Genomic DNA, 23,860 nt, shown 5'->3' with positions numbered 1-23,860 from the left:
ACGATGATGCCGCTACTGTCGACGCAGGATCTGCAGGCGTTTGGGCTGACCTTGCGGCTGGCTGCGACGGTCACCGCCGTGTTGCTCCTTCTTGGCACACCACTGGCGTGGTGGCTCGCACAGACTCGTTCGCGCTGGCAACGCCCCGTCGCCGCGATGATTGCCTTGCCGCTGGTGCTGCCACCGACCGTGCTGGGTTTCTATCTGCTGCTGCTGCTCGGTCCACAGGGAGCCGTTGGGCGGCTGATCGCGGCGATGGGCTTGTCCGCACTACCGTTTACCTTCGGTGGATTGGTGGTCGGCTCGGTGCTGTACTCGCTGCCGTTCGTGGTGCAGCCGTTGCACAACGCGTTTGAGGCGATCGGGGCGCGGCCACTGGAGGTCGCCGCCTGCCTGCGGGCGAGTCCATTCGATCGTTTCTTCTCCGTCGCGTGCCCGATGGCGCTGCCCGGTTTCATCACGGCGGCAGTGCTTGGCTTTGCACACACCATGGGCGAGTTCGGTGTCGTGCTGATGATTGGCGGCAATATTCCGGGCCAGACACGGGTGTTGTCGATGCGTATTTTTGATCACGTCGAGGCGGGCGAATACTCGCAAGCGCACACATTGTCATTATGTCTGCTGGTGTTCTCGTTCGCCGCGTTGCTGGCGATGTCGTTGTTGCGTCCGCGCAGGGTCGAACGTGACTGAGCCGTGGGCGCCAAACCTTTCGGAACGGGAGGATCCTCGTGGCCTGAAGGCCACGCTGGCGTGGCGCCGTGGCGAGCTCGCGATCGAGTTGGATATCGCACTGCCACCACGCGGGATCACCGCGTTGTTCGGCCCTTCCGGTGCCGGCAAGACCAGCTGCCTGCGTGCGATTGCCGGGCTCGATCGCGGCAGCGCGGGCACGGTAAGCCTTGGCGACGAGGTGTGGCAGGACAGCGCGCGGCACGTGTTCGTGCCACCGCACCGGCGCCGGCTCGGCTATGTCACGCAGGAGGCCAGCCTGTTCGTGCATCGCTCGGTGGCAGGCAACCTGGACTATGGCTATCGCCGCGCCGGTCGGCCGAAACATATCGATCGTGACGCGCTGATCGAGCAGTTCGGCTTGCGCGCCATGCTTGGGCGACGCGTGGATGCGCTCTCCGGTGGCGAACGCCAGCGCGTTGCCATCGTGCGCGCGCTGCTGTCCGATCCGTCCTTGCTGCTGTTTGATGAGCCGCTGTCAGCACTCGATACCACTGCGCGCAACGACCTGCTCGGTCGGCTGGAAACCCTGCATTCGACCTTGGCAGTGCCGATGATCTACGTCAGCCATGCGATCGACGAAGTCGCCCGGTTGGCTGATCACCTGGTCTTGCTTGACGCGGGCCATGTCGTGGCGCAGGGAGCCCTGCAGGCAACACTTACGCGCCTAGACCTATCTGCGGCGCTGGGCGAAGCCGTCGGCGCGGTAATCGAAGGCACTGTCGTCGGCCATGACGCGCACGACCATCTCACCGAGCTGGCGTTCGCCGGCGGTACGCTATTTGTGCCGCGCCGTGGTGACATTGTGGGCCAGCGACTGCGTTGCCGCGTCGGCGCGCGCGACGTGGTGCTGACGCTTGAACGCCAGACCGGCAGTAGCGCGCTGAATCAGGTTCGTGCACGCGTGGTTGCGTTGGCGGATGCGGACCATCCATCGCAATGCCTGGTGCAGCTCGATGCGGGCGGCTGTGTGTTGTTGGCGCGCATCACCCGACGCTCCTGGCATGCGCTTGCGCTGATGCCGGGCAGAGAGGTGTGGGCACAGGTCAAGGCGGTGGCGCTGGGTGCGTGATACGACGTCGGTACCCGCCGCAGCGGTTGTCAAAGGTCGCTCATACCACCATGATTTCCTTTCACGGCGCCCTGGCGCCCTGCCGCAGCCTTGCAGGTCATCGCGTCGATGAATGAGTTGATCAGCGTTGCCGAAGCCGAAGCCCTGATCGCCCGGCATATGCCGTCGTTTGGAAGCGAGCGGGTGGGGCTGGACGACGCGGCTGGCCGCATCCTGCGCGGGCCGATCCACGCCGAGCGCGATCAACCGCCGTTCGATCGCGTGATGATGGACGGTATCGCGCTGCGCCGGAGCGGTTCGTTGCCGCGCAGTTTCAAGTTGAGTGGTGTGCAGCTGGCCGGCATGGCGGCGCAGACGCTTCTTGACGAGGATTCCTGCATCGAAGTGACCACCGGCGCGATGCTGCCGGATGGCTGCGACTGCATCGTTCCGGTCGAGCAGACGCGACGCGATGGCGATCGCTATGTACTGGCTGAGGATTATCAGCCGGCGCATCGCCAGTTTATCCACGCCCGCGGCTCCGACTGCGTGATCGATGCGTTGTTGCTGGATGCCGGCACATGCATCGGTGCCCCGGAAATGGCGGTGCTTGCGGCGAACGGCGTTACCGACGTCGAGGTCGCCATCGTGCCATCAGTCGCCATTATTGCGACCGGCGATGAGCTGGTAGACGTGGGGGCAGTACTCGGCGAAGGGCAGATCCGACGTTCCAACGATCGCGCGCTGGCCGCCGCGCTGCGTACCCGTGGTTTCCATCGCGTGGCACTGAGCCAGGTCGCCGACGATCTTGGCGCGACGATTGCCACACTCGACGCGCTACTGGCGACGCATGAGGTGCTGATCCTGTCCGGCGGCGTCTCGATGGGGCAGCGTGATCATGTGCCGGCCGCGCTCCACGCACTCGGCGTACGTCGCGTGTTTCATCGCATCGCGCAACGGCCGGGCAAGCCGATGTGGTTCGGCATCGGGCCGCAAGGGCAGGCGGTATTCGCGTTGCCTGGCAATCCGGTATCAGCCCTGGTCTGTGCGATTCGCTATGTGATGCCGGCGTTGCTGGCGTCCATGGGTACCGTCACCGAGCCGCCGGAACACGTCTGCCTGGATGGGGCGGTCGACACCAACGCAAACTTGACGTGTTTTGTACCTGCGCACGTGCAGCATGATTCATCCGGCAGGGCGTTGGCGCATCCGGTGCCGTCGCGGACTTCAGGCGATTTCTCCTCGTTGCCGCGCACCCACGGTTTCGTGCAGTTGCCGCCGGGCCAGAACATCGTTGTAGCCGGCACGGCTGCAGCGTTCTATCGTTGGTGACATGACCTCTTCCAACACCAGCGCGAATTCACCGATTGCCGCCGAAATGCCGCGTGATCGTCTCGGCCGGGCGCTGCACGACCTGCGCATCTCGGTGATGGACCGCTGCAACTTTCGTTGCCCGTATTGCATGCCCGAGGCGACCTACGGCGAGCATTTCGAATTCCTGCGCAACGACGAGCGCCTGAGTTTCGACGAAATTGAGCGGTTGTGCAGGGTGGCCGCGCAGCTGGGTGTGAGCAAGCTGCGCCTCACGGGCGGCGAGCCGCTGCTGCGTCCCAAATTGGCCACGCTGGTGGCGCGCCTGCGGCGGATCGAAGGCATCGAGGATCTGGCGATGACCACCAATGGCGTGCTGCTGCCGCGCCATGCCGCTGAACTTCGCGATGCCGGTCTCGATCGCATGACGGTGAGTCTGGATACGCTCGATCCCGCGCTGTTCCATCGCATGAGTGGCGGGCGCGGCGCGCTCGACGACGTGCTGGCCGGCATCGACGCGGCGCAGGCGGCCGGCTATCCGCACGGGGTCAAGCTCAACGCAGTGGTGCAGCGTGGCGTCAACGACCATGCCGTGACCGATCTGGTCGAGCGCTTCCGTGGTAGCAACATCGTGGTACGGCTCATCGAATATATGGACGTCGGCAATCGCAACGACTGGGCACCCGACGACGTGGTGCCCTCGCGGGAGCTGATCGAACGCATCGACGCCCGCTGGCCGCTGGAAGCGCTGCCGGCGCGTTACCCGGGCGAGGTCGCCACGCGTTACCGCTACCGTGATGGAGCTGGTGAGATCGGCGTGATCTCCTCGGTCAGCGAACCGTTCTGCGGTAGCTGCACGCGTGCCCGGCTATCCTCCGAAGGCATGCTCTACACCTGCCTGTTCGCCACCCAGGGCACCGACCTGCGTGGCCCGCTGCGCGCAGGAGACAGTGACGAACAACTACTCGATCGCCTGCGTGACGTTTGGCTGCGTCGTGCCGACCGTTACAGCGAGGAGCGCGCGGAACGACGTAACAGCGCACGCCGTAAAATTGAAATGAATTACATCGGAGGATAGATGAAGCTTTCGCACGTCGACGATTCGCAGCAGCCACGCATGGTGGATGTCGGCGCCAAGCCCGTCACCCATCGCACGGCGCAGGCGCGTGCGCGCGTGACGTTCCCGGCGGACGTGGCCGACGCGCTGCATGCGGCCGGCTACGTCACCCCGAAGGGTGCGGTTTTCAGCGTGGCGCAAATCGCCGGCGTGATGGGCGCGAAGGTGACCTCGCAGCTGATTCCGCTGTGCCATCCACTGAGCCTGGACAAGTGCGATATCGCGATCGACATGGACGGCTGCGATGCGCTGATCGTTTGCACGGTATCGTGCCGCGGCAGCACCGGCGTGGAGATGGAGGCGCTCACCGGCGCCAGCATTGCCGCGCTCACTATTTACGATATGTGCAAGGCGATGTCGCACGATATCGTCATCGGTGAGATTCGCCTGTTGAAGAAGACCGGTGGCAAGCACGATATCGATCATGTTGGCGGTGGGGCCGTCGCATGAACAGAAGGGCTACGCCACCGATCTACGGCCTGCTGCTCTCTGGGGGCGCTAGCCGGCGCATGCAGCGCGACAAGGCGCAGCTCGCCTATGCTGGCGAGCCGCAACTGCTTCGTACGTGGCGTCTGCTCGAAGCGGTGCTTCAACGCGCCTTTGTCTCCGTGCGCGACGAGCAACGCGGCGATCCGCTGCGCGCGGGTTTGCCGCAGATCGTCGATCGTTACGACGCCATCGGTCCTGCCGCTGGCATCCTCTCCGCGCAGGAGACGTACCCGGACGTCGCGTGGCTCGTCATTGCCTGCGATTTACCCTTGCTGGATGAGGCCACGCTGCAGGCCCTGATCGACGCGCGTGATGCAACCGGCGACGCCACTGCCTTCACCAGTCGCTTCGATGGCTTGCCCGAGCCGCTTTGCGCACTGTGGGAGCCCTCCAGCCATGGACTGCTGAAACAACGCGTCGATGGTGGCAGCTACTGCCCACGCAAGACTTTGATCCTGTCGCGCACGAAACTTCTCCCGGCACCGGGTAACGCCCTGGACAACATCAATACCCCGGAAGAATTCGAACAGATGCAACGCCAGATCGAGATGCCTTCATGACGACCGTCACCTTGCAGTACTACGCACAGCTGCGCGAACAGGCGCGCATCAGCGGTGAGCAAGTCAGCACGTCGGCAGCCTCGCTGCGTGATTTGTATGAAGAACTGCGTGTCCGCCACGGTTTCAGCTTGTCGTCCGATGCGCTCAAGGTGGCAGTGAATGCCCAGTTCAGTGACTGGAACCGGACGCTGCGTGATGGCGACACCATCGTATTCATTCCACCGGTGGCCGGTGGATGAAGCACTTCAGTCTCGCCAGCGATGCCATCGATCTCGCCCGGTTGCACGCATCACTGCAACATCCGGGCAGCGGCGGCTTCTGTGCGTTCGAGGGTTGGGTGCGCAACAGCAACGAAGGGCGCGCGGTCAATGGCCTTGAGTACGAGGCATATGCCGAGCTGGCACTGGCTGAAGGCGAACGCGTCGTCGAGGAAGCCATTGCACGTTACGGCGTGAACGCCGCGCATTGCATGCATCGTACCGGGAATCTGGCGATTGGCGACCTTGCAGTGTGGATAGGTGTGTCGTCCGCGCATCGCGACGAAGCCTTCCGCGCCTGTCGCTACATCATCGACGAAATCAAGCACCGCCTCCCGATCTGGAAGAAGGAGCACTACATCGATGGCGATACCGCCTGGGTCGCCTGCGCGCACACGTATCGCGAGCATGAGCACGAACATAAGCATGGGCATGATCACGCGCACGAACCAGCCGCAGCATTCGTGCCGGACTATTCGCGCCAGACACGCCTGCGCGAAGTCGGTGAAGTGGGGCAGGCGAAGCTGGCCGCAGCATGCGTGCTGGTAATCGGCGCCGGCGGTCTCGGCTGCCCGGTGCTGACTTATCTCGCCGGGGCAGGTGTTGGAACGCTGGGCATCGTCGACGGCGATCGCCTCGATGCGAGCAACCTGCACCGACAGACGCTTTACGACGCGCGTGACATTGGTGAACCCAAGGTGGATCTGGCCGCACGGCGTATCGCTGCGCTCAATCCCACCGTGACCGTACGGACCTATGCGGACCCCTTGCACGCCGGGAACATCGTCGACGTGTTCGAGCAATACGACCTGGTGGTGGAATGCACCGATGATCTGGGCAGCCGCTATCTCAGCAATGATGCAACGATCCTTACCGGCACCCCGCTTATCCTCGCCAGCGTCTATCAGTATGAAGGCCAGTTGCAGGTGGTCACGGCCAAGCCGGGGGATCCGTGCCTGCGTTGCCTCTGGCCACAGGAACCGGCCGCCGGCGTAGCCGGCAGTTGCATCGAGTCCGGCGTGCTCGGCCCGGTGCCGGGGGTACTTGGCAGCATGCAGGCCATCGAGGCACTGAAATTATTGCTCGACCTGCCACGCCAGGCCGACCATGCCTTACTGCTTATCAATCTGCTCGATGGCACCAGCCAGCGCTTGCCCATTGATGCTGCCCAGGGGTGCATCTTGCATGACGGTTGCATCGAGGCGGCGCGCCGTGGTCTGGCTACGGCGCAGGCCACGCACGATGTCGATATCGTGTTTGGCGATCTCGATGCTGCCATCGCGGCCGGTTACACGCTGGTCGACCTGCGCGAAGCCAAGGAGATCGCTGCACAACCCCTGCATGCACCATCGCAATGGATACCTTCTGCGTTGATTGGCGAACGTGCCACCGAGCTGGTCAAGGGACCGATGTTGCTGATTTGTGCGTCCGGCCGTCGCAGTGGTGTAGCCGCACGCATGTTGCGCGGGCAGGGCATGCTCAACATCCATTCGCTGGCTGGTGGTATGGCTGCCCTGGCAACGCCGCACGATCGCTTTGTCGGTTGATCCACGACATGCCCATGATCGAGTACACAGATGCCCTGCAACGCGTGCTCGCACAAGCTTTGCGATTGCCGCCCGAAAGCTGTCCACTGGAGCAGGCGTTGGGACGGGTTACCGCCGCCGTAATCCACAGTCCGTTGGCATTGCCAACGTTCGACCATGCGGCCATGGATGGGTATGCCTTGCAGGTGCGTGAACCGCTGGCACCCGGTTCCGAACATGCGGTGCATGGTTCGCAGGCTGCCGGTGATCGTGCCTGTGCAGCCACCGGTGATGCCTGCGAGATCATGACCGGCGCGCGACTGCCCGAGGGCCTTAACAGCGTAGTCGCCGTGGAAGACACGCAGCTTCTGGCCACGCACGCCGATGGCACGCCGGCACGCATCCGTCTGTTGCAGTCACTCGACGCCGGACAAAACGTTCGCCATGCCGGCTCCGATGTGGCGATGGGAAGCGAAGCCCTCCGCCCTGGCATACGCATCGACGCCGCGCATGTGATGCTGCTGGCGGCGCTGGGCATCGGATCGATCGATGTTGTGCGTCGCCCGCGCGTTGCGATCATCTGCACCGGCAAGGAACTGCAAGCTGACCGTTCGCAGCCGCTGCTCGCCGAGTGCATTCACAATTCCAATGGTCCATACCTTGCTGCGGCGCTGGGCGAGGCCGGGGCGCACGTGCACTCGTGCGTGACCGTGGACGATACCGCAGTGACCTATGCCGACGCCCTCGCGCGGGCAGTCGATACCGGCGTGGATCTGGTACTCAGCACCGGCGCCGTATCGATGGGGCGGTATGACTTCGTACCCGAAGCACTTCGTGGCCTGGGAGCTGAACTGTTGTTCCACGGCGTGGCGATTCGCCCCGGCAAGCCGCTGTTATGCGCACGGCTGGTGCATGGCCCCCTGTTGCTGGCATTGCCCGGCACGCCGATGGCAGTCGCGGCAGCCATGCGCTTCTTTGTTGCGCCTGTGCTGCGCACGATGGCGGGGCAGGGCACGGAGCCAGTACTACATGCCGTACTGGACACCTCACAACACCCCAAGCCTGGCCTGCGCCATTTCCTGCGCGCCACCTTGCATCTGGCTGACGATGGCCGGCTTCACACCCGTGTACTGCCGCAGCAGCAACCATTTCGCATCTATCCCTATGCGGAAAGCGGCGCCTGGGTGGTGTTGCCTGAAAATGCCGGGGTCTGCAATGAAGGCTCGATCGTGGAGATCGCAAGCCTGATGCATGGCGAATCGCCACGTATCGATCGCGCACCACCCTGAGCCAGACTACGGAGCGTTTGCACATGAAACTGCAGATCGAAGCCCAGCATTTGCGGATCCGCATTGACGAAGACGAGCTGGCGCAGCTGCTGGCCGGCAACGTCGTTGCAGGGCATACGCAATTCGCCAAGGCTTTCATGATGCACTTCACGCTGCGATTGCAGCACGAGGGCGAACCTGTGCTCACCGGTTATACCGATGCCTGGCAGATCGGACTACCCGAAGCCGCGGTTCGCGAGCATGCGGCGCGTCTGCCAACGCGCGAAGGACTGCGTTACCTGTTGCCATGCGAGCAGGGCGTCGACGCGTTGGAGTTGCTGTTCGATGTGGATGTTCGCGACAGCGTGCGTCGGCGGTACGGGGCGAAGTCCTGACGGGTAGTTTTACCTACCAGGCGCATCATGGCCAGACTCATCAAGGCGTGACCGGCTGCGCCGCCAGAATCCGCACGGGCACCGATTTGTAGGATGGCGTCCCCGAGCGGGCATCGTAGTTATCGAGCGCAACCAGCGCATTGCCCTCCGGGTAATACATCGCGACCGAACCCTCGGCGATGGGATAGGCCACGGCGGTATAACCGCGAACGACGCGTGGTGCGGAGCCTGGTTTGCCTACGGCTTCGACATCGATGCAGTCGCCATGCTGCAGCCCGCGGGCGGCAAGATCGTCCGGGTGGATGAAGATGACGTCGCGCCGCCCGGTGATGCCGCGGTAACGGTCGTCCATGCCGTAAATGGTGGTGTTGTACTGGTCGTGCGAGCGCAAGGTGGCAAGGGTGAGCGTGTCCTCGGGACCTTGCACATCCTCGTCCAGACCCTTGGCAAGCAGGAAGTGCGCGCGTTGATCGGGTGTGTCCCACACACCCTCGGATGCGGCGATGTACAGGCGGAAGCCGCCCGGTTCGCGCACCCGATCGTTGAAACGCTCGAAGATCGGGAACACAGCCTCGATCGCATCGCGAATGTGGTCGTAATCCGCAACCATGGCGTTCCAGTCCACCTTGGAGTCGGGCAGCGTCGCCTTGGCCATCGCAGCGACGATGGCAGGCTCGGATTTCAGCAGTGGACTGGCTGGTTTCAGCCGACCGGCAGAGGCGTGCACCATCGACATGGAGTCTTCCACCGTGACCGACTGCGGGCCGCCTGCCTGCATGTCCAGTTCGGTGCGGCCAAGGCAGGGCAGCAGGATCGATTCGCGTGCCATGATCAGATGCGAACGGTTGAGTTTGGTCGCGATATGCACCACCAGGTCGAGCTTGGCCATGGCGGCGAACGTGACTTCGGGATCGGACATGGCTACCGCCAGATTTCCGCCGAGACAGATCAGCGCATGTGAGCGCCCATCGCGGATCGCCTTCACTGCCTCCACTGCATCGTGGCCGTGTGCAGTCGGAGGGTCGAAGCCGAAGCGTTTTCGGATACCTTCGTTCAGCGCCTTGTTCGGTTTTTCCGTGATGCCGACCGTGCGGTCGCCCTGGACGTTGGAATGTCCGCGCACCGGACAGATACCCGCGCCTTCGCGCCCGATATTGCCGCGCATCAGCAACAGGTTGGCAATCTGCTGCACGTTCTCGGTACCGTGGTTGTGCTGGGTGATGCCCATGCCGTAGCAGACGATCACGCGCTCGGCGTTCGCATACACCGCGGCGGCAGCCTCGAGGTCGGCACGGGAGAGGCCGGATTTTCGTTCGATCGCCTCCCACGTGGTGGCTTGCAGATCCGCGACGAGTGCCTCGAAGCCGGTGGCGTTGGCGGCAATGAAATCGTGGTCGATCGTACCGGGGCGGCCGGCGGCGCGTTCGGCTGTATCGGTATCGAGCAGATATTTCATCATGCCCTTGAGCGCGGCAACGTCGCCGCCGACCTTTACCCTGTAATACGTCGAGGCAATCGGCGTGGATTTTCCAGAGAGCATCTCTGCCGGACTTTGCGGCGCCATGAAGCGTTCCAGGCCGCGTTCGGGCAGAGGGTTGAACACGATGATCGGCTTGCCGCGCAGCGATATCTCGCGCAACGTGGAGAGCATGCGCGGATGGTTGGTGCCTGGATTGTGGCCGAACGAGAACAGCGCATCGCAGTGGTCGAAATCCTCCAGCGTCACCGTGCCCTTGCCGACGCCGATGGATTCGGGCAGGCCGACGCTGGTCGCTTCATGGCACATGTTCGAGCAGTCGGGAAAGTTGTTGGTGCCGTACTCCCGTGCGAACAGCTGGTACAAGAACGCGGCTTCGTTCGAGGCACGGCCCGAGGTGTAGAACTCCGCCATATTCGGATCGGGCAGGGCACGCAGACCCGCACCGATGCGTTGCATGGCTTCGTCCCAGCTCACCACGACATAGCTGTCAGTAGCTTTGTCGTAGGCCATCGGATGAGTCAGTCGGCCTTCGTTTTCGAGTGCGTGGTCGTGCCAGGTCCAAAGCTCGCTGACCGTGTGCTGGGCAAAGAACTCGGGCGTGGTGCGCTTGGAGGTGGCCTCCCAGGTTACCGCCTTGGCGCCGTTTTCGCAGAATTCGAACGAGGAGGTATGTTTCGGATCGGGCCATGCGCAACCGGGGCAGTCGAAGCCGTTGGGCTGGTTCATGCGGCGCAGCGCTTCCATTTCGCGTATTGGCGCCATCTGCTGCCGCACAGCACGTGCTACTGCTCCTAGCGCGCCCCATCCGCCTGCGGGATCGTGATAGTCGCTGACTCCTGGAACCTTTTTCTCGCTCATGACCGTAACCACGCTGACCGACTTGGTCGAAGATATTACGCTGACGATTTAGATGATGTGATTGCCGATTAAGTACTAACGAGAACTATCGGTTGCCAGCCAGTCACGTACGTGCTGAAGATCTTGCGGTGTATCGACGTCGATACCGTTGCTCGAAGCAAATCGCTCTACGCGTGCAGCTTCCCGCTCAATCAATGCATATGCGCCGTGCGGACCCGACAACGCCGTCAATGCTGCAAAGCAGTCGCGCGGAAACAACACCGGTGGACCAGATATACCGTCCTGCTCGGTGACGAGTACACGTTCAGGCGCCTCTGCATGTCGCTGGAGCAGTTGCTGGACAAGCACCTTGCCCAAGAGCGGCTGATCGGCCAGGCACAGGAGTGCCGCAGAAGCTTGTGGAAAGGACGCATCCACGCCACGAATGCCAGCAGCGAGCGAGCTACCCATGCCGTCTTGCCAGCCAGCGTGGCGAATGATCTGGAGCGGCAAGTCGTCAAGCACCGCCTCGACCCGTTCGGCATTGGCACCAGTCACCATGATGACCGGTACGCCGTGCTCCAACGCGGCACACGCGACGCGGCGCACCATCGGTTGACCGTCGATCTCGGCCAATTGCTTGATGCCGCCATAACGCCGGCCTTCACCTGCCGCCAGCAGCACGATGACCGGCGAGGTCGGGTTTTGGAGGGGCACGATCGTCAATGGATGGCGCCTTCGTTGTCACGCAGTGGACCACCGCTGCGGGTGTTAATCACAGCCATGATTTCAGCGGCGATGGCCAGGGCGATTTCTTCGGGTGTTTCCGAACCGATATCCAGGCCCGCGGGAGCATGAACGTGCAGGCCGGCAAGCCCAGCGTTGTTGCGCATGCGTGCAACGCGTTCACGTGATCCGAGCGCACCGATATAAGCCACGCTTGCGTCGCGTAGTGCTCCCAGATAGGCGATATCCTGTTCAAGATTGTGCGTCATCACCACGACTGAGCTCTGCGCATCGAGCGGTAGGGCACCGCGCAAGCTGGCAGGCGTTGCACAAACCGCATGCAATCCAGCCGGCAGATGTGTTGCCTGCAGGCGCACCGGGTCGTGATCGACCAAGGTGGTCTGCCAGCCCAAGGCCTTGGCCAGCGGCAACAACGCACGCGCGGCGGCACTGCTGCCGATCACGACCAGCGCGTGAGGCGGGACAATGGGTTCCACCAGAACATCGACCAGGCCTCGCGCAGATGGCAGGCGCAGGGTGATGGGACGTCTCCCTGCTTCAAACGCGGTGGCGTCGACGATGGACCGAGTCAACGCGGGGGCAGCGATATCGTCGTGCAACACGTCGTGTTCGTCCCACAATACCCGCTGTGGCATCACCACCATCCCATCGACGGCGAACAACGTGGCCATGTGGGCACAACGCCGTTCATCGAGACATTGGGCTATCGCATCAACAAAGTCCGTGGCATGCGCTGCCACCAGCGGCTCGATCAATACCTCAAGCTCGCCACCACAGCCCATCTCCATCAATACATCGAGGCCTGAATCCGCGTTGTAACAAACCAGGCGGGGAAGGGCACTGGCGATGACTTCGTGCGCGCGCGCCACGATGTCACGTTGCGGGCATCCCCCGGAGAGTTCGCAGACCACATGCCCATCGCCCAGCACGAGCATGCGCGTGCCGGGGCGGCGAAAGGTGGAGCCGCGGGTGCGGGTCAGTGTTGCCAGTGCAGCCTTCGGTGATGTTTCGCCGCGCAGGGTGCGCAATGCCTCAATCAGCGTGTTCAGCTCGTGCGCCGAATTCATCAGTCATGTCATCCAGCTATGGATTGGGGAACAGCAGTGGGCGAAACACAAGACCTTTCAAATCAAGGTTTCAGTCTAGCGCTACATTTGTTCATGGATGCCCTCATTCGGGTATCGCGTGCTGGTGCCTTTGGGTATACGGTACTTTTACGGATGTGCTGCTGAAATGGCGATTCAAGGGCGCATATTATGGGGACGGGCTTTGGGATGGGCGCCAAAGTGGCTCGATGGTTTGCGGTCTTTGTTGCCAAGCTGCCAAGTATCGTTTTCCCGGATTCTCTACGCTGAGTGGAGGTACCTATGTTGTCCTTGTCTGTTAACGGCGAGTCGCATTCGGTCGATGTTCCCGCTGACATGCCTCTGCTTTGGGTTTTGCGGGACGTCATAGGGATGACCGGTACCAAGTTTGGATGCGGTATCGCTCAATGCGGAGCCTGCACGGTGCACCTGGATGGCCAGCCGGTCCGTTCATGCGTGCTTCCCGTAGGGTCGATTGGCAGCAAGGCCATCACCACCATCGAAGCCATCGGCGATACGCCGAGTGGGCAGAAGATCCAACAGGCGTGGCTGGATGTAGATGTCGTGCAGTGCGGTTACTGCCAGTCGGGGCAGATCATGTCGGCGGCGGCCCTGCTCAAACGGTCACCGAATCCCAGCGATGCAGACATCGACGCGGCCATGTCCGGCAACATCTGCCGTTGTGGTACTTACGTGCGTATCCGGGCAGCCATCAAGCAGGCGGCGACGGGCAAGCTCGAAATCCTGCAGACGATCGTCACCTCACCTGAGGGGGCCGCGTCATGAAGCCGAAAACAGGTAAGCCTCAAACAGCTGAACAGATCGACCTGAATCGCCGGCACGCCATCCAGTCGGGTGGTCTGGCAATCGCCTTTCTATGGCTGGGCGGCAGCGGCATAGCATCCGCCGCCATCAATGCGCGTAAGCAACCGGGCGATGCCGCCGCCGCCCTGGCGGACGGCAACCCGGCCTTCGCGCCGAATGCCTTCATCCGCATTGGCATCGACGGCACCGTGCGGCTGGTCATGCCGACGGTGGAAATGGGGCAGGCGATCTATACCGGTTCAAGCATGTTGCTTGCCGAGGAGCTGGGCGTCGGCATGGATCAGATCACCGTCGAGCATTCGCCGCCCAGCGATGACTTGTACGGCATGCCGCTCCTGGGCGGCCAGATTACCGGCGGCTCCACTAGCACGCGCGGCACCTGGCAGGTGCTGCGCGAAGCCGGCGCCGTAGCGCGGACATTGCTGGTGGCTGCCGCAGCGGCACAGTGGCATGTCGACCCGTCGACATGCACGGTGGACCGGGGCATGGTTCACCACACCCCATCGGGCCGCAGCGTTGGCTTCGGCGCGGTGGCCTCGGCGGCAGGCCAGCTGCCGATGCCGGACAAGGTGCAGCTGAAGGATCCGAAGGATTTCCAGCTGATCGGCAAACCGCTGCGGCGCGTGGACTCCGCCGACAAGGTCAAGGGTGCCACCCAGTTCGGTCTGGACGTGCGTGTGCCTGGCATGAAGATCGCCGTCGTCAAGGCATGCCCTACCTTTGACGGCAAGCTCGCTTCGGTCGACGACAAGGCCGCACGCGCACTGCCGGGCGTTGTCGACGTGATCCGCATCGGCGATGCGGTCGCCGTGGTCGGCGAACATTTCTGGGCCGCGAAGCAGGGACTCGAGGCACTGGGTATCACGTGGGACCGCGGCGAGAACGCCAACCTCACCACCCAGCAACTTCGCGACGCACTCGCGGAGAGTGCGCTTAACGGCAAGTCGATCGTTGCGCGCGAGGTCGGTAGCCGACCGGCCGATGGGAAAGCAGTCGAGTCGGTCTATCAACTGCCCATGCTCGCCCACGCCACCATGGAGCCGCTCAACGCCACCGTCTTCGTGACTTCAGACAAGTGCGAAATCTGGCTGGGCACCCAGGTGCCTGCGCGTGTTCTCGACGCGGCGGCAAAGATCACTGGCCTGTCTAAAGACAAGATCATCGTGCACAACCAGTATCTCGGCGGTGGCTTCGGGCGACGCCTTGAAACGGATTCGGTCGAGCAGGCTCTGGCCCTGGCCAAGCAGGTGTCGTATCCGCTCAAGGTTGTCTGGACGCGTGAGGAAGACATCCGCCACGACCGTGTGCGACCGATGTACCACGACCGCATTTCGGCTGTGCTCGATGCGAATGGCCGACCGGCCTGGTATGGCTATCGCACCAGCGGTGGCACCGTACTGGGGCGCTGGGCGCCGATGGCCATGGGCAAGGATGGCCTCGACAGCGATGCAGTGGAATGCGTCGTGGAAGTGCCTTACGAAATCCCGAACCTCAAAGTCGAATGGATCCGCCACGACATGCCTCCGGGGCTGATCGTCGGCTGGTGGCGGGGCGTGGGATCGACGCATAACCTGTTCGTCGTCGAAAGCTTCATGGACGAGCTCGCACATCACGCCGGAAAGGACCCGCTGGAATACCGACGTGCCTTGTTGCAGAAGAACCCGCGCTCACTGGCCTTGCTCAATCTTGCCGCGGAGAAAATCGGATGGGGCGGTCAGCCGTTGCCCGCGCGGGTAGGGCGGGGCATCGCGCTGGGCGAACCCTTCGGCAGCCGGGTTTGCGCCATCGTCGAAACCGAAGTCACCGCGCAAGGCGAAATCCGGCTGCGCCGTGCCGTCGTGACCCTGGATTGCGGCATTGCGGTCAATCCCAGCTCCATCGAGGCACAGATCCAGGGTGGACTTCTGTTTGGGCTCAGCGCGGCGCTCTATAGCGAGATCACGATCAAGGATGGCGCGATCGAGCAGGGCAATTTCAACGACTATCGAAACCTGCGCATCAACGAGACTCCGTTGATTGAAGTCCATCGCATCGAAAATAACGAGGCACCCGGTGGCCTGGGCGAAGTCGGTACCGCGATCGCGGCGCCGGCCCTGGCTAATGCGATCTTTGCCGCGACAGGCGTGCGTCTCTACAAGCTTCCAGTGGACCGAGATCTTCTCGTGCAGAACGCCAACGCACTCAAGAGCGTGGTATCTGCAACAGTCGCCAGCCAGGGGAGGGATGACGCGTGAAACGCTTCCTCATCATCGTGGCCTTCGTGCTGATTCTCGGCAGCGTGGCGTATTTCGCACTGAATCGCACCGACAGCTCCGATGGCACCGCACCAGCCATTGCCGGTGCTCCCGCCACCGCCGATGTACTCGCGCGCGGCGAATATCTCGCCAAGGCGGCTGACTGCACCGCCTGTCACACCGCGCCTGGTTCGGGCAAGCCGTTTGCCGGTGGCGTCGCATTCCGCCTGCCTTTCGGCACGATTTATTCGTCGAACATCACGGCCGATATGCAAACCGGCATCGGTAACTGGAGCGATAGTGATTTCGTTCGCGCGGTACGCGAAGGCGTACGCAAGGATGGCAAGCGGCTTTACCCGGCATTCCCCTATACCTCGTACACTCAGTTGAGCCGCAGCGATGTCCTCGCGATCAAGGCCTATCTCTTCAGCCTGCCGAAGATTTCGCAGCCTGACCAGCCCAATGCTCTCGGTTTTCCCTTCAACCAGCGCTGGGCGATGGGCTTCTGGAATGCGGCGTTCTTCAAGAGCCAGCGCTTCGTCGCCGATGCATCGAAATCCCCCCAATGGAACAGCGGCGCCTATCTTGCTGGCGCGCTGGGGCATTGCGCGGAATGCCACACGCCGCGCAATGTGGGCTTCGGGCTGGAGCACGGTAACGAACTGGCTGGTGAGGTATTACAGGGCTGGCGCGCCTACAACATCACCTCGGATACGGCGCACGGCATAGGTGCATGGAGTGATGGCGAGATCGCCAGCTATCTGTCCACCGGACACGCGGATGGGCGTGGCTCCGCCGCCGGACCGATGGGCGAGGCTGTTGATAACAGCCTTCAGTACCTGAAGCCCGAAGACACGGCAGCCCTGGTGACCTATCTGCGCAGCGTTCCTGCACGGGGAGGGAAGGACCCGATCACGATCGATGCGAAAGCGGCACCCGCGTTGGCCTCCAGTGACACAGCCCCAGGCGGAGACAGCGCAGACGCAGACAGTGCTGGGCTAAAACTCTTCGAAAGCGCCTGCGCAAGCTGCCACCAATGGAACGGCCAAGGCCAGGAGACACCGTACGCCTCATTGCTAGGTACGCGTGGCGTGAATGACATCAGCGCTGCCAATGTCACCCAGGTCATTTTGCATGGTTCCAGGATGCGCCTCGATGGGCACGATGTCTTCATGCCTGCATTCGGTCGCGCATACTCGGACACGGAGATAGCAGCTCTGGCGAACTATGTCATCGCGCACTTCGGCAATAAGCAGGGAACGGTCACGCCCGACACTGTCGCGCAAAGCCGTAAACTCTAAATTGCGTATGCCGTTTTGGCGTCGATCGAATCAGGAGGCGGCATGAAGCATCAGGGCAGGCGCGTTGTGAAGACCTTCATGATGAAGTTCGTTGTCTGTGCATGCCTGGCGTCGACTCTCATGCTTCCCGTCAGGGGAGCGGAGCTACCCTCAGGCACATCGAACACTGGATATGTCCAGGTTCGGGTGGCTGGCAAGGAAACCCGCACGTTCAACGAAAGCGATCTGGCGAGTCTTCCCCGCAGCAGCATCACGGCCGGTGCGCATGACGAGAAGCCGAGCCTTTGGGAAGGCGTGGCACTGGTCGAGCTTCTGCGGCGCGCGGGCGCACCGCTGGACAAGCAGTTGCGTGGGCGCGAAATGGCCAAGTTCGTTCGCGTCACTGCCGCCGATGGCTACCAGGTGGTTTTCAGTCTGGCCGAGCTGGATGCGGCCTTCGGCGACCGCAACGTACTCGTGGTCGACCGGCAGGATGGCCACCTGCTGTCAGGCAAGGATGGTCCCTTGCGGCTTGTCGTGGCAGCGGACAAGCGGCCGGCCCGATGGGTACGTGAAGTGGAGACCATCGAGGTGGTCGATGGCTCCGCGCCAGGCCATTCGTCATTGCACGGCGACGCCACTCCCGACAAATAGGCACGCGTTGGCATGCGGCTCGCGCTGTGTAGCACAGCCCGATCAGATGCCCGCGTACCACTCGTAGCCCTGGTCTTCCCAGTAGCCACCCTTGCCGCCACCGATCGCGTTGAAGGATTTGACTACCTCGATGCGGCTCAGGTATTTCGCCTGCTTGTAGCCAAGTTGCCGACCCACGCGCAAGCGCAAGGGCGCACCGTTTGGTACTGGCAACGGTTTGTCGTTCAAGGCAAAGGCCAGCAGCGTTTGTGGGTGTCTCGCCTCGCCGATGTCCACGCTCTCGTAGTAAGGCGTGTTCACATCCATGTCATCGAAGCAGTGGAAAACGACGAAGCGCGCCTGCGGATCGACCCCGACATGATCGAGTACGGCGGAGAGCAGAGTGCCTTGCCACTTGCCGATAGCGCTCCAGCCCTCTACGCAATCGTGCCGGGTGATCTGCGTGCGCGTGTCGATTTTCTTCAGGTCGTCGATTGACAGCAGGGCGGGTCGGCTGACCATGCCGTCCACCTGCAGCTTGTAGTCGCGGAACTGGTTCGCCAGCAGTGCCTGGTACGCCGGCGTGCCGGGCATCGTGGTGCCGTTGGGATGAAATACCGAGGAGATATCGGCCTCGGTGTATTCCTTCGCCATGGCGCTGGAGGGTGCCAACAAAGCCTGCACTCGGCGGTTCAGCCCTTCGGCCTTGTCCAGCACCTTCGGGCCCCAACTGTTTTGCGAAATGCGATCGCAGCCGGCAACGATCAGGCTGGCCGTGCTCATGATGGCCATGCGCAGGAACGATCGGCGGTCAGTCATGGGAACACTCCTCGGCAGAGATCGTCTCGTCGGGTTTGGCAGCATCGGTCCCGCCAGGATCAGCCCCATCTGTATCGACTTTGTAATAGCCGGTGATCATGCCGCGCAGCTGATTGAATACGCCGCTGATAAGCACCTCGAACACATGGATCAGCACGAAGGCCACGAAGGCCCAGGCGATGATGAAATGGATGGTCCGCGCCGACTGCCGGCCGCCAACGGCCTCGACCAAGGGTGAGAGCACCGCATCCATGCGCGGCGACATTGCCAGGCCCATCAGCACGATACCTACACCGAACACGAAGATCACGGTCAGGTAGGCAAGTCGTTGCAGGATGTTGTAGCGCAGCGCCTCTTCGCCATGCGGATGCCTGAAGCGAATGTGCTCGAGAATCGAATGGCCGATACCGCGCCAGTCGCCACGCGTAGGCCACAGGTCGCGCTGCAGGTGCCGTCGGGCGAGAGAGTAACCAACATAGCAAAGCCCGTTGAGTACGAACACCCAGGCAAAAAAGAAGTGCCAGCGCCTTCCCATTGCCAGCCAGCCGGGGCCTGGCACGGTGAGCCAGGATGGAAAACCGCGTACTTCGGGCGTGCCATCACTGCCCTTGGATACGCCCAGAACCCCGGTTGTAGTGAATTCGTGGCCGCCAATCCGGGTGGTACCGACAAGGTTTCCTGCCGAATCCCGATGGGCGCCCAAGGTCAGGAGCTCCTTGCCCTTGTCGGATCGGTTGCCCCAGTAAAGGCTTGGATGCGCATTGAATATCTGCAAACCGCTGAACAGCATCAGCGACAGTGCGATGACATTGATCCAGTGCATGATCCGGATCGGCAATGTATGCCGATAGACAAGCCGCATGGAAGGCTCCGGCAACACATGTATTGGCGTGTCCATCTCGGCAACAGCAACACTTTCCGTATTCACGTTGAGCACCCCGGCAAAACATGGTGAACCGAGCAACCTAATATGGCAGCGACAGTAGTGGATGTTTCACGACCCAAATCGATCCTATCCTGCCTTACTTCGCTGCCATGCTGCGTGAGGTTACTTGAGGCTCCGGCGACGGCTTGCGCGATCCTGGTGGCAGTCAGGCATCGCAGATCGTGGGTGACGCTACGCAGGAGGCTCTCAGAATCCGTCGGGGAACAGGTGCCAGCCCCCCGCAGGCTGGTGCTTGGCCGGCTCGGGTGGATCATCCTTAATTTCGCAATCTTGGTACTTTCGGGGGCCCTTTGCGCGGCAAATCACTTTTCCCGCAAGGCCCCAACAGACCTTAGTCCATAGCATGGCGTTGCGTTGGTGTGATTACTCTGCATGCTGCGTACCGATTACCGGAGTGCCGGTGCAATTTCGGCGTGGTGATCAAGGCATGCCGAGGCTGGCAGCGACGGCACCGGTGGTGGCTACGCCTTGCAGGAAGCGGCGTCGATCCACAGTCAAACGCTTGCGACGGCAAATAGCAGGCCTGCGGAGGCCTGGAACAACAGGCCGGGGGAGTTTTCGCGTATCCGGCCGACGTGGTGTGCTGTCTCAGTCCTCATCGGCCGAGCCCAGGGCGAGTCGGGATGCCGGTACGCCGGTACGCGCACCCCAGTAATAGACGGCCAGGGCGACGGCGATAACCAGCAGCGAATCCCAGGGTTGACTGATGATGCCGCGGCCTCCGAATGTCCCCAGGCACGACACCAGCATGATCAGCGCATAGAAGCCGATCAGCCACAGGGAAGAGTACACGTCCTGCCGCAGTTTCAGGCGGTCGTTGCCCGTGCCCCGTTTCCAAAGCACATAGATGGCGAAAATGCCGATCTGCAGACCCAGCAGCCACGACACGGTGTCCCAGTCGGACCAGTAGACGATCAGCGCGGCCACCGCAAACGAGGCTGGCCCCAGTACTGCAAAGCCACGCAGAAAGAACGGACGTGGCAATTCGGGGGCGTTGCGGCGCAGGGCGGCCACGGTGATCGGTGCAACCGCATAGCTGAGCACCAGCGCCGCCGATACCACCCGGATCAGCGCTTCCCAGGAAGGAAAGGGCAGCGTCCAGAAGATCGACAGCGCAAAGGTCAGCCACAGCGCCGGACGGGGAATGCCCGACTTCGCGTCGATCCGCGCAAACAGCGGGAAGAACGAGCCGCTGCGTGCCCAGCCGTAAATCACGCGCGGGGTGGCGTTCATGTAAATGTTGCCGGTGCCACTGGGCGAGATCACGGCGTCTGACACCACCAGCAAGGCCAGCCAACCAAGGCCGAGTGCCAGCGCGATGTCGTGGTAGGGCAGCGAGAACATCGCGCCGATGCCGCTCCAGCCGTGGTCCAGCAACTGCGTGGGAATGCTGCCCAGGAAGGCGACCTGCAGCAGCAGGTAGATGACGGTGGACAAGGCCACCGACAGGATCAGCGCAATCGGAATCGTGCGCTGTGGATGGCGTACTTCGCTGGCCACGGCGATGATCGGGGTCAGCCCGAGGTAGGCGAAGATGATCCCGCCTGCCGAGACCGCCGCTTCCACGCCGCTGAAGCCGAAGGGGGCAAAGCCGTGGATCTGCATGTTCGGCGCATGGAAATGATTCAGCAGCACCACGATCACCAACAGCGGCACGATGAACTTGAAGACGCTGATGATGTTGTTGGCCATGGCGAAGGTCTTCACGCTGGAATAATTGAGCGCGAAGAACACCGTCAGCAGGGCCAGCTGCACCAGCCAGCCGAGCACGGTCGGGTTGCTGCTGCCGGGCTGGCTCAGGGCCGGGAACCAGGCCGCGGCATACTGCCGGCAGGCGACGATCTCGATGGCGATCAGGCTGGAAAAGGCAATCAGCGTGATGAAGCCCATCAAGGAGCCCAGCAGCATGCCGTGGGAATATTCGGGGTAGCGCACCACGCCCCCGGCGCGGGGCAGTGCCGCCCCCAGTTCGCAATACACCAGGCCCAGCAACAGCACGGCAGCGCCGCCGATCAGCCAGGACACGATACCTGCCGGGCCAGCGAGCGCCGCGACGTGACTGGCCGAGAACAGCCAGCCGGATCCGAAGATCGCGCCAAGGCCGATGAAGGTCAGGTCGATGAGGCTGAGCTGTTTGCGAAACTTTCCCGGTGCGGGCATGGGCTGATCCGGCGGCAGTGGCGGAGTATCTGGTAGCTGATGCGTGACGAGAGGTCAGTGGGTAGCATCGGCGTACGGTGACTTGCCACCGTTGGCGATGAACTGGTCGATGCGTTCGTTCAGCACCGGCAGCGGCACCGAGCCGGTCGAGAGCACGGCATCGTGGAAGGCGCGGATATCGAACTTCGACCCCAGTGCTTTCTCGGCACGGGCGCGGTCATCGCGGATGGCCATCTCACCGAGGTAATAGGACAGCGCCTGCGCCGGCCACGCGATATAGCGATCCACCTCGGTCTCGATCTCGTGATCGGCCAGCGCGGTGTTTTCGCGCAGGTAATCCTGCGCCTGCTGGCGCGTCCAGTGCAGGTGATGGATGCCGGTATCCACCACCAGTCGCGCCGCGCGCCAAGCCTGATAGCTCAGGTAACCGAACTGCTCATACGGCGTATGGTAGATGCCCATTTCCTGGCCAAGATATTCGCAGTACAGCGCCCAGCCTTCGCCGTAGGCGGAGATATAGGTGTAGCGACGGAAGTCCGGCAGACCCTCCATCTCTGCTGCCAGCGGCATTTGCAGCGCGTGGCCGGGGGAGGATTCGTGCAGAGTCAGCGCCGGCAGCGAATACAGAGGACGCGAGGGCAGGTTGTAGGTGTTGACCAGGTAGATGCCCGGGCCACCGCGGCCACCGGTATAGATCGGCGCAAGGTCGGCCGGTACCGGCTCGATCGCAAAGCGGCGACGTGGCAGACGACCGATATAGTCGCCGACCTTGCCGTCGACTTCCTTGGCGACCCAGGCCGCGTCCTTGAGCAGCTCCTCTGGGGTCTTGGCATAGAAGCCAGGATCGGTACGCAGGTAATGCAGGAAGTCGGCAAAGCTGCCCTTGAAGCCGGTCTGCTTGATCGTGTCCAGCATCTGCTGGTGAATGATCGCCATCTGCTCGAGACCGAGCTGGTGGATGGCATCGGGGCTCATGTCCAGCGTGGTGAATTCGCGGATCTGGGCCTGATAGTAGGCCTTGCCATCAGGCAGGTCTTCGGCGGCGATATCGGTACGCGCCTTGGGGATGTACTCGTCCTGCATGAAAGTAAGCAGCTTGGCGTAAGCGGGGATCACCTCATCCTTGATCGCCGCCAGCGCTTCGGCGCGCAACCTGGCCTGCTCGGCGGCGGGGATGCTCGCCGGCATATGCTTGAACGGGGCGTAGAAAAGATTGCTCTCGCCAGGCGCATCGGCAACCGCGCTGATCGACTGCGTGCGATCCTGCAGAATGATCCTTGGCTGACTGAAACCGCGCGCCAGACCCAGCCGCATATTGTCGGTTTGCTCGTGGAAGTAGCGCGGGATGTCACGCAGCTTGCCGAGGTAGTCCTGATATTCCTGCGGTTTGGTATACGTGGCGCGGGCGGTGAAACCCAGGTCGCTCCAGAAGCCCGAGTCGCTGTTGAATGGCATCTGCCAGGTCTTGAACTGCTGGTCGCTCAGCAGCACTTCGATCTGCTGCTTGTAGACGGCGTAGTTGACCGGGTCTTCGCCGGTGAGCTGGGCCTTGGGGATCGTCGCCAGCGTCTGCAACACCTTGGCCCAATAGGCTTCGCGCATCGCCTGGGTGGCTGCATCCACCTTGGGCAGGTGATCGGCTGCTTTACCGCTGCTGTCTTCGTCGTCGGCGCCGGCAAGCTGCTCCTGACGCCAATGCCATTCGCTTGTGTAAAGGGCATGGAAGCGCTGGTCGGCGCGGGTTTGTGCGCCGTGGGCGGCCAGCGCTGGAGTCATTGCAAACATGCTCAATCCCAGGAAACAGATGGAACAGATAAGGCGAGATGCCATGAGCGATTCCGGTTAAAGAGAGGTGGCAAGCGGAGTCGACGGGGCATGGCCAGCCTTGACCGCGGCGATCCAGGCATGGGTGCTCGCATCGAGCAGGTCCAGCGGCACCGCGCCACCGGAAAGCATCTCGTCATGGAAGGCACGAATATCGAATTTCGCGTCGCCAGCGTTCGTTCTCCATGCTCGCCGCTGCAGCACGGCACGTATAGAAAGCATTAACCCCACGTCATGCGGAATTGAGCATAACGTGGGGGTCGCGTTGGTCATCGGCAGCGGATGCA

Annotated in this window: 22 protein-coding genes and 1 pseudogene; 15 read left to right on the top strand and 8 right to left on the bottom strand. The window is 62.5% G+C overall.

Annotated elements, in window-relative coordinates; translation table 11 throughout:
* Positions 1–3 precede the first annotated feature (3 nt).
* The 11 genes and pseudogenes from modB (at position 4) to GSQ75_RS04175 (ending at position 8,703) form a co-directional block, all read left to right on the top strand.
* Entirely contained in the window at positions 4–690 is a 687-nt protein-coding gene (modB, locus tag GSQ75_RS04220) for a molybdate ABC transporter permease subunit (RefSeq protein WP_254058428.1), read from the top strand.
* The gene (gene modC / locus GSQ75_RS04215; RefSeq protein ID WP_216840600.1) at positions 683–1,801 is read left to right on the top strand and encodes a molybdenum ABC transporter ATP-binding protein; all 1,119 of its coding nucleotides are present in this window, start codon (positions 683–685) and stop codon (positions 1,799–1,801) included. Before modB ends, modC begins: the two co-directional genes overlap by 8 nt.
* Before the next feature lie 108 nt (positions 1,802–1,909).
* Positions 1,910–3,112 (top strand): molybdopterin molybdotransferase MoeA, encoded by a 1,203-nt coding sequence (locus GSQ75_RS04210; RefSeq protein ID WP_158753252.1) that lies wholly within the window; start codon positions 1,910–1,912, stop codon positions 3,110–3,112.
* Between the two features lies 1 nt (position 3,113).
* The gene (gene moaA, locus GSQ75_RS04205) at positions 3,114–4,169 is read left to right on the top strand and encodes a GTP 3',8-cyclase MoaA (RefSeq protein ID WP_158753251.1); all 1,056 of its coding nucleotides are present in this window, start codon (positions 3,114–3,116) and stop codon (positions 4,167–4,169) included.
* Positions 4,170–4,658, top strand: coding sequence for a cyclic pyranopterin monophosphate synthase MoaC (gene moaC / locus GSQ75_RS04200; RefSeq protein ID WP_158753250.1), 489 nt, complete (start codon positions 4,170–4,172; stop codon positions 4,656–4,658).
* Positions 4,655–5,257, top strand: a complete 603-nt coding sequence (locus GSQ75_RS04195; RefSeq protein ID WP_158753249.1) for an NTP transferase domain-containing protein — start codon at positions 4,655–4,657, stop codon at positions 5,255–5,257. Before moaC ends, GSQ75_RS04195 begins: the two co-directional genes overlap by 4 nt.
* The gene (locus tag GSQ75_RS04190; protein WP_158753248.1) at positions 5,254–5,496 is read left to right on the top strand and encodes a MoaD/ThiS family protein; all 243 of its coding nucleotides are present in this window, start codon (positions 5,254–5,256) and stop codon (positions 5,494–5,496) included. The genes GSQ75_RS04195 and GSQ75_RS04190 overlap by 4 nt, the downstream gene beginning before the upstream one ends.
* Positions 5,493–5,897, top strand: a pseudogene (locus GSQ75_RS19330) (molybdenum cofactor biosynthesis protein MoaE); the annotation flags it as partial. The gene GSQ75_RS04190 and the pseudogene GSQ75_RS19330, both read left to right, overlap by 4 nt.
* Before the next feature lie 81 nt (positions 5,898–5,978).
* Complete coding sequence (locus GSQ75_RS04185; protein ID WP_343160915.1) at positions 5,979–7,061, top strand: HesA/MoeB/ThiF family protein; 1,083 nt, start codon at positions 5,979–5,981, stop codon at positions 7,059–7,061.
* A gap of 14 nt (positions 7,062–7,075) precedes the next feature.
* The gene (locus tag GSQ75_RS04180) at positions 7,076–8,329 is read left to right on the top strand and encodes a molybdopterin molybdotransferase MoeA (protein WP_158753246.1); all 1,254 of its coding nucleotides are present in this window, start codon (positions 7,076–7,078) and stop codon (positions 8,327–8,329) included.
* Positions 8,330–8,352: 23 nt separating this feature from the next.
* Entirely contained in the window at positions 8,353–8,703 is a 351-nt protein-coding gene (locus GSQ75_RS04175) for a hypothetical protein (RefSeq protein ID WP_158753245.1), read from the top strand.
* A gap of 40 nt (positions 8,704–8,743) precedes the next feature.
* Here the strand turns inward: GSQ75_RS04175 and GSQ75_RS04170 are convergent, their stop codons facing one another.
* From GSQ75_RS04170 to GSQ75_RS04160, 3 genes are all read right to left on the bottom strand, one after another.
* Positions 8,744–11,041, bottom strand: a complete 2,298-nt coding sequence (locus GSQ75_RS04170; RefSeq protein ID WP_158753244.1) for an FdhF/YdeP family oxidoreductase — start codon at positions 11,039–11,041, stop codon at positions 8,744–8,746.
* 75 nt (positions 11,042–11,116) lie between these two features.
* The gene (locus GSQ75_RS04165; protein ID WP_158753243.1) at positions 11,117–11,704 is read right to left on the bottom strand and encodes a nucleotidyltransferase family protein; all 588 of its coding nucleotides are present in this window, start codon (positions 11,702–11,704) and stop codon (positions 11,117–11,119) included.
* Positions 11,705–11,742: 38 nt separating this feature from the next.
* Positions 11,743–12,834 carry an XdhC/CoxI family protein gene (locus tag GSQ75_RS04160; protein WP_158753242.1) on the bottom strand — a complete coding sequence of 364 codons (1,092 nt, stop codon included), beginning with the start codon at positions 12,832–12,834 and terminating at the stop codon, positions 11,743–11,745.
* A gap of 300 nt (positions 12,835–13,134) precedes the next feature.
* Here GSQ75_RS04160 and GSQ75_RS04155 point away from each other — a divergent pair, with 300 nt between their 5' ends.
* The 4 genes from GSQ75_RS04155 (at position 13,135) to GSQ75_RS04140 (ending at position 17,845) form a co-directional block, all read left to right on the top strand.
* On the top strand, positions 13,135–13,638 hold the full coding sequence (locus GSQ75_RS04155; protein WP_158753241.1) for a (2Fe-2S)-binding protein: 504 nt from the start codon (positions 13,135–13,137) through the stop codon (positions 13,636–13,638).
* On the top strand, positions 13,635–15,911 hold the full coding sequence (locus tag GSQ75_RS04150; RefSeq protein ID WP_158753240.1) for a molybdopterin cofactor-binding domain-containing protein: 2,277 nt from the start codon (positions 13,635–13,637) through the stop codon (positions 15,909–15,911). The genes GSQ75_RS04155 and GSQ75_RS04150 overlap by 4 nt, the downstream gene beginning before the upstream one ends.
* A complete protein-coding gene (locus tag GSQ75_RS04145) occupies positions 15,908–17,212 on the top strand; it encodes a c-type cytochrome (protein WP_158753239.1) in 1,305 nt (434 codons plus the stop codon). Before GSQ75_RS04150 ends, GSQ75_RS04145 begins: the two co-directional genes overlap by 4 nt.
* A 120-nt stretch (positions 17,213–17,332) precedes the next feature.
* On the top strand, positions 17,333–17,845 hold the full coding sequence (locus tag GSQ75_RS04140; protein ID WP_158753238.1) for a molybdopterin-dependent oxidoreductase: 513 nt from the start codon (positions 17,333–17,335) through the stop codon (positions 17,843–17,845).
* A 42-nt stretch (positions 17,846–17,887) separates the two neighbouring features.
* Here GSQ75_RS04140 and GSQ75_RS04135 read toward each other — a convergent pair whose 3' ends face one another.
* The 5 genes from GSQ75_RS04135 to GSQ75_RS04110 form a co-directional block, all read right to left on the bottom strand.
* Positions 17,888–18,643: a molybdopterin-dependent oxidoreductase gene (locus GSQ75_RS04135; RefSeq protein ID WP_158753237.1), complete on the bottom strand. Its 756-nt coding sequence runs from the start codon at positions 18,641–18,643 to the stop codon at positions 17,888–17,890.
* Complete coding sequence (locus GSQ75_RS04130) at positions 18,636–19,505, bottom strand: cytochrome b/b6 domain-containing protein (protein WP_254058427.1); 870 nt, start codon at positions 19,503–19,505, stop codon at positions 18,636–18,638. Before GSQ75_RS04130 ends, GSQ75_RS04135 begins: the two co-directional genes overlap by 8 nt.
* A 672-nt stretch (positions 19,506–20,177) precedes the next feature.
* Positions 20,178–21,749, bottom strand: coding sequence for an APC family permease (locus tag GSQ75_RS04120; protein ID WP_158753236.1), 1,572 nt, complete (start codon positions 21,747–21,749; stop codon positions 20,178–20,180).
* A gap of 54 nt (positions 21,750–21,803) precedes the next feature.
* Complete coding sequence (locus GSQ75_RS04115; RefSeq protein WP_254058426.1) at positions 21,804–23,534, bottom strand: DUF885 family protein; 1,731 nt, start codon at positions 23,532–23,534, stop codon at positions 21,804–21,806.
* A 57-nt stretch (positions 23,535–23,591) separates the two neighbouring features.
* Positions 23,592–23,846, bottom strand: coding sequence for a hypothetical protein (locus GSQ75_RS04110; RefSeq protein ID WP_158753234.1), 255 nt, complete (start codon positions 23,844–23,846; stop codon positions 23,592–23,594).
* Positions 23,847–23,860 lie beyond the last annotated feature (14 nt).

Origin of the sequence: Dyella sp. S184, from assembly GCF_009766065.1 — a bacterium.
In the GTDB taxonomy this organism is placed as follows: domain Bacteria; phylum Pseudomonadota; class Gammaproteobacteria; order Xanthomonadales; family Rhodanobacteraceae; genus Rhodanobacter.
Note: the sequence above shows the minus strand (reverse complement) of the source record. Positions and strands in the feature narration are given on the sequence as shown.

Coding starts and splice junctions, on each gene's coding strand:
- modB (WP_254058428.1), top strand. CDS start 4: ATGATGCCGCTACTGTCGACGCAGGATCTGCAGGCGTTTGGGCTGACC.
- GSQ75_RS04210 (WP_158753252.1), top strand. CDS start 1,910: ATGAATGAGTTGATCAGCGTTGCCGAAGCCGAAGCCCTGATCGCCCGG.
- moaA (WP_158753251.1), top strand. CDS start 3,114: ATGACCTCTTCCAACACCAGCGCGAATTCACCGATTGCCGCCGAAATG.
- moaC (WP_158753250.1), top strand. CDS start 4,170: ATGAAGCTTTCGCACGTCGACGATTCGCAGCAGCCACGCATGGTGGAT.
- GSQ75_RS04195 (WP_158753249.1), top strand. CDS start 4,655: ATGAACAGAAGGGCTACGCCACCGATCTACGGCCTGCTGCTCTCTGGG.
- GSQ75_RS04190 (WP_158753248.1), top strand. CDS start 5,254: ATGACGACCGTCACCTTGCAGTACTACGCACAGCTGCGCGAACAGGCG.
- GSQ75_RS04180 (WP_158753246.1), top strand. CDS start 7,076: ATGATCGAGTACACAGATGCCCTGCAACGCGTGCTCGCACAAGCTTTG.
- GSQ75_RS04175 (WP_158753245.1), top strand. CDS start 8,353: ATGAAACTGCAGATCGAAGCCCAGCATTTGCGGATCCGCATTGACGAA.
- GSQ75_RS04170 (WP_158753244.1), bottom strand. CDS start 11,041: ATGAGCGAGAAAAAGGTTCCAGGAGTCAGCGACTATCACGATCCCGCA.
- GSQ75_RS04160 (WP_158753242.1), bottom strand. CDS start 12,834: ATGAATTCGGCGCACGAGCTGAACACGCTGATTGAGGCATTGCGCACC.
- GSQ75_RS04155 (WP_158753241.1), top strand. CDS start 13,135: ATGTTGTCCTTGTCTGTTAACGGCGAGTCGCATTCGGTCGATGTTCCC.
- GSQ75_RS04150 (WP_158753240.1), top strand. CDS start 13,635: ATGAAGCCGAAAACAGGTAAGCCTCAAACAGCTGAACAGATCGACCTG.
- GSQ75_RS04140 (WP_158753238.1), top strand. CDS start 17,333: ATGCTTCCCGTCAGGGGAGCGGAGCTACCCTCAGGCACATCGAACACT.
- GSQ75_RS04135 (WP_158753237.1), bottom strand. CDS start 18,643: ATGACTGACCGCCGATCGTTCCTGCGCATGGCCATCATGAGCACGGCC.
- GSQ75_RS04130 (WP_254058427.1), bottom strand. CDS start 19,505: ATGCGGCTTGTCTATCGGCATACATTGCCGATCCGGATCATGCACTGG.
- GSQ75_RS04120 (WP_158753236.1), bottom strand. CDS start 21,749: ATGCCCGCACCGGGAAAGTTTCGCAAACAGCTCAGCCTCATCGACCTG.
- GSQ75_RS04115 (WP_254058426.1), bottom strand. CDS start 23,534: ATGTTTGCAATGACTCCAGCGCTGGCCGCCCACGGCGCACAAACCCGC.
- GSQ75_RS04110 (WP_158753234.1), bottom strand. CDS start 23,846: ATGACCAACGCGACCCCCACGTTATGCTCAATTCCGCATGACGTGGGG.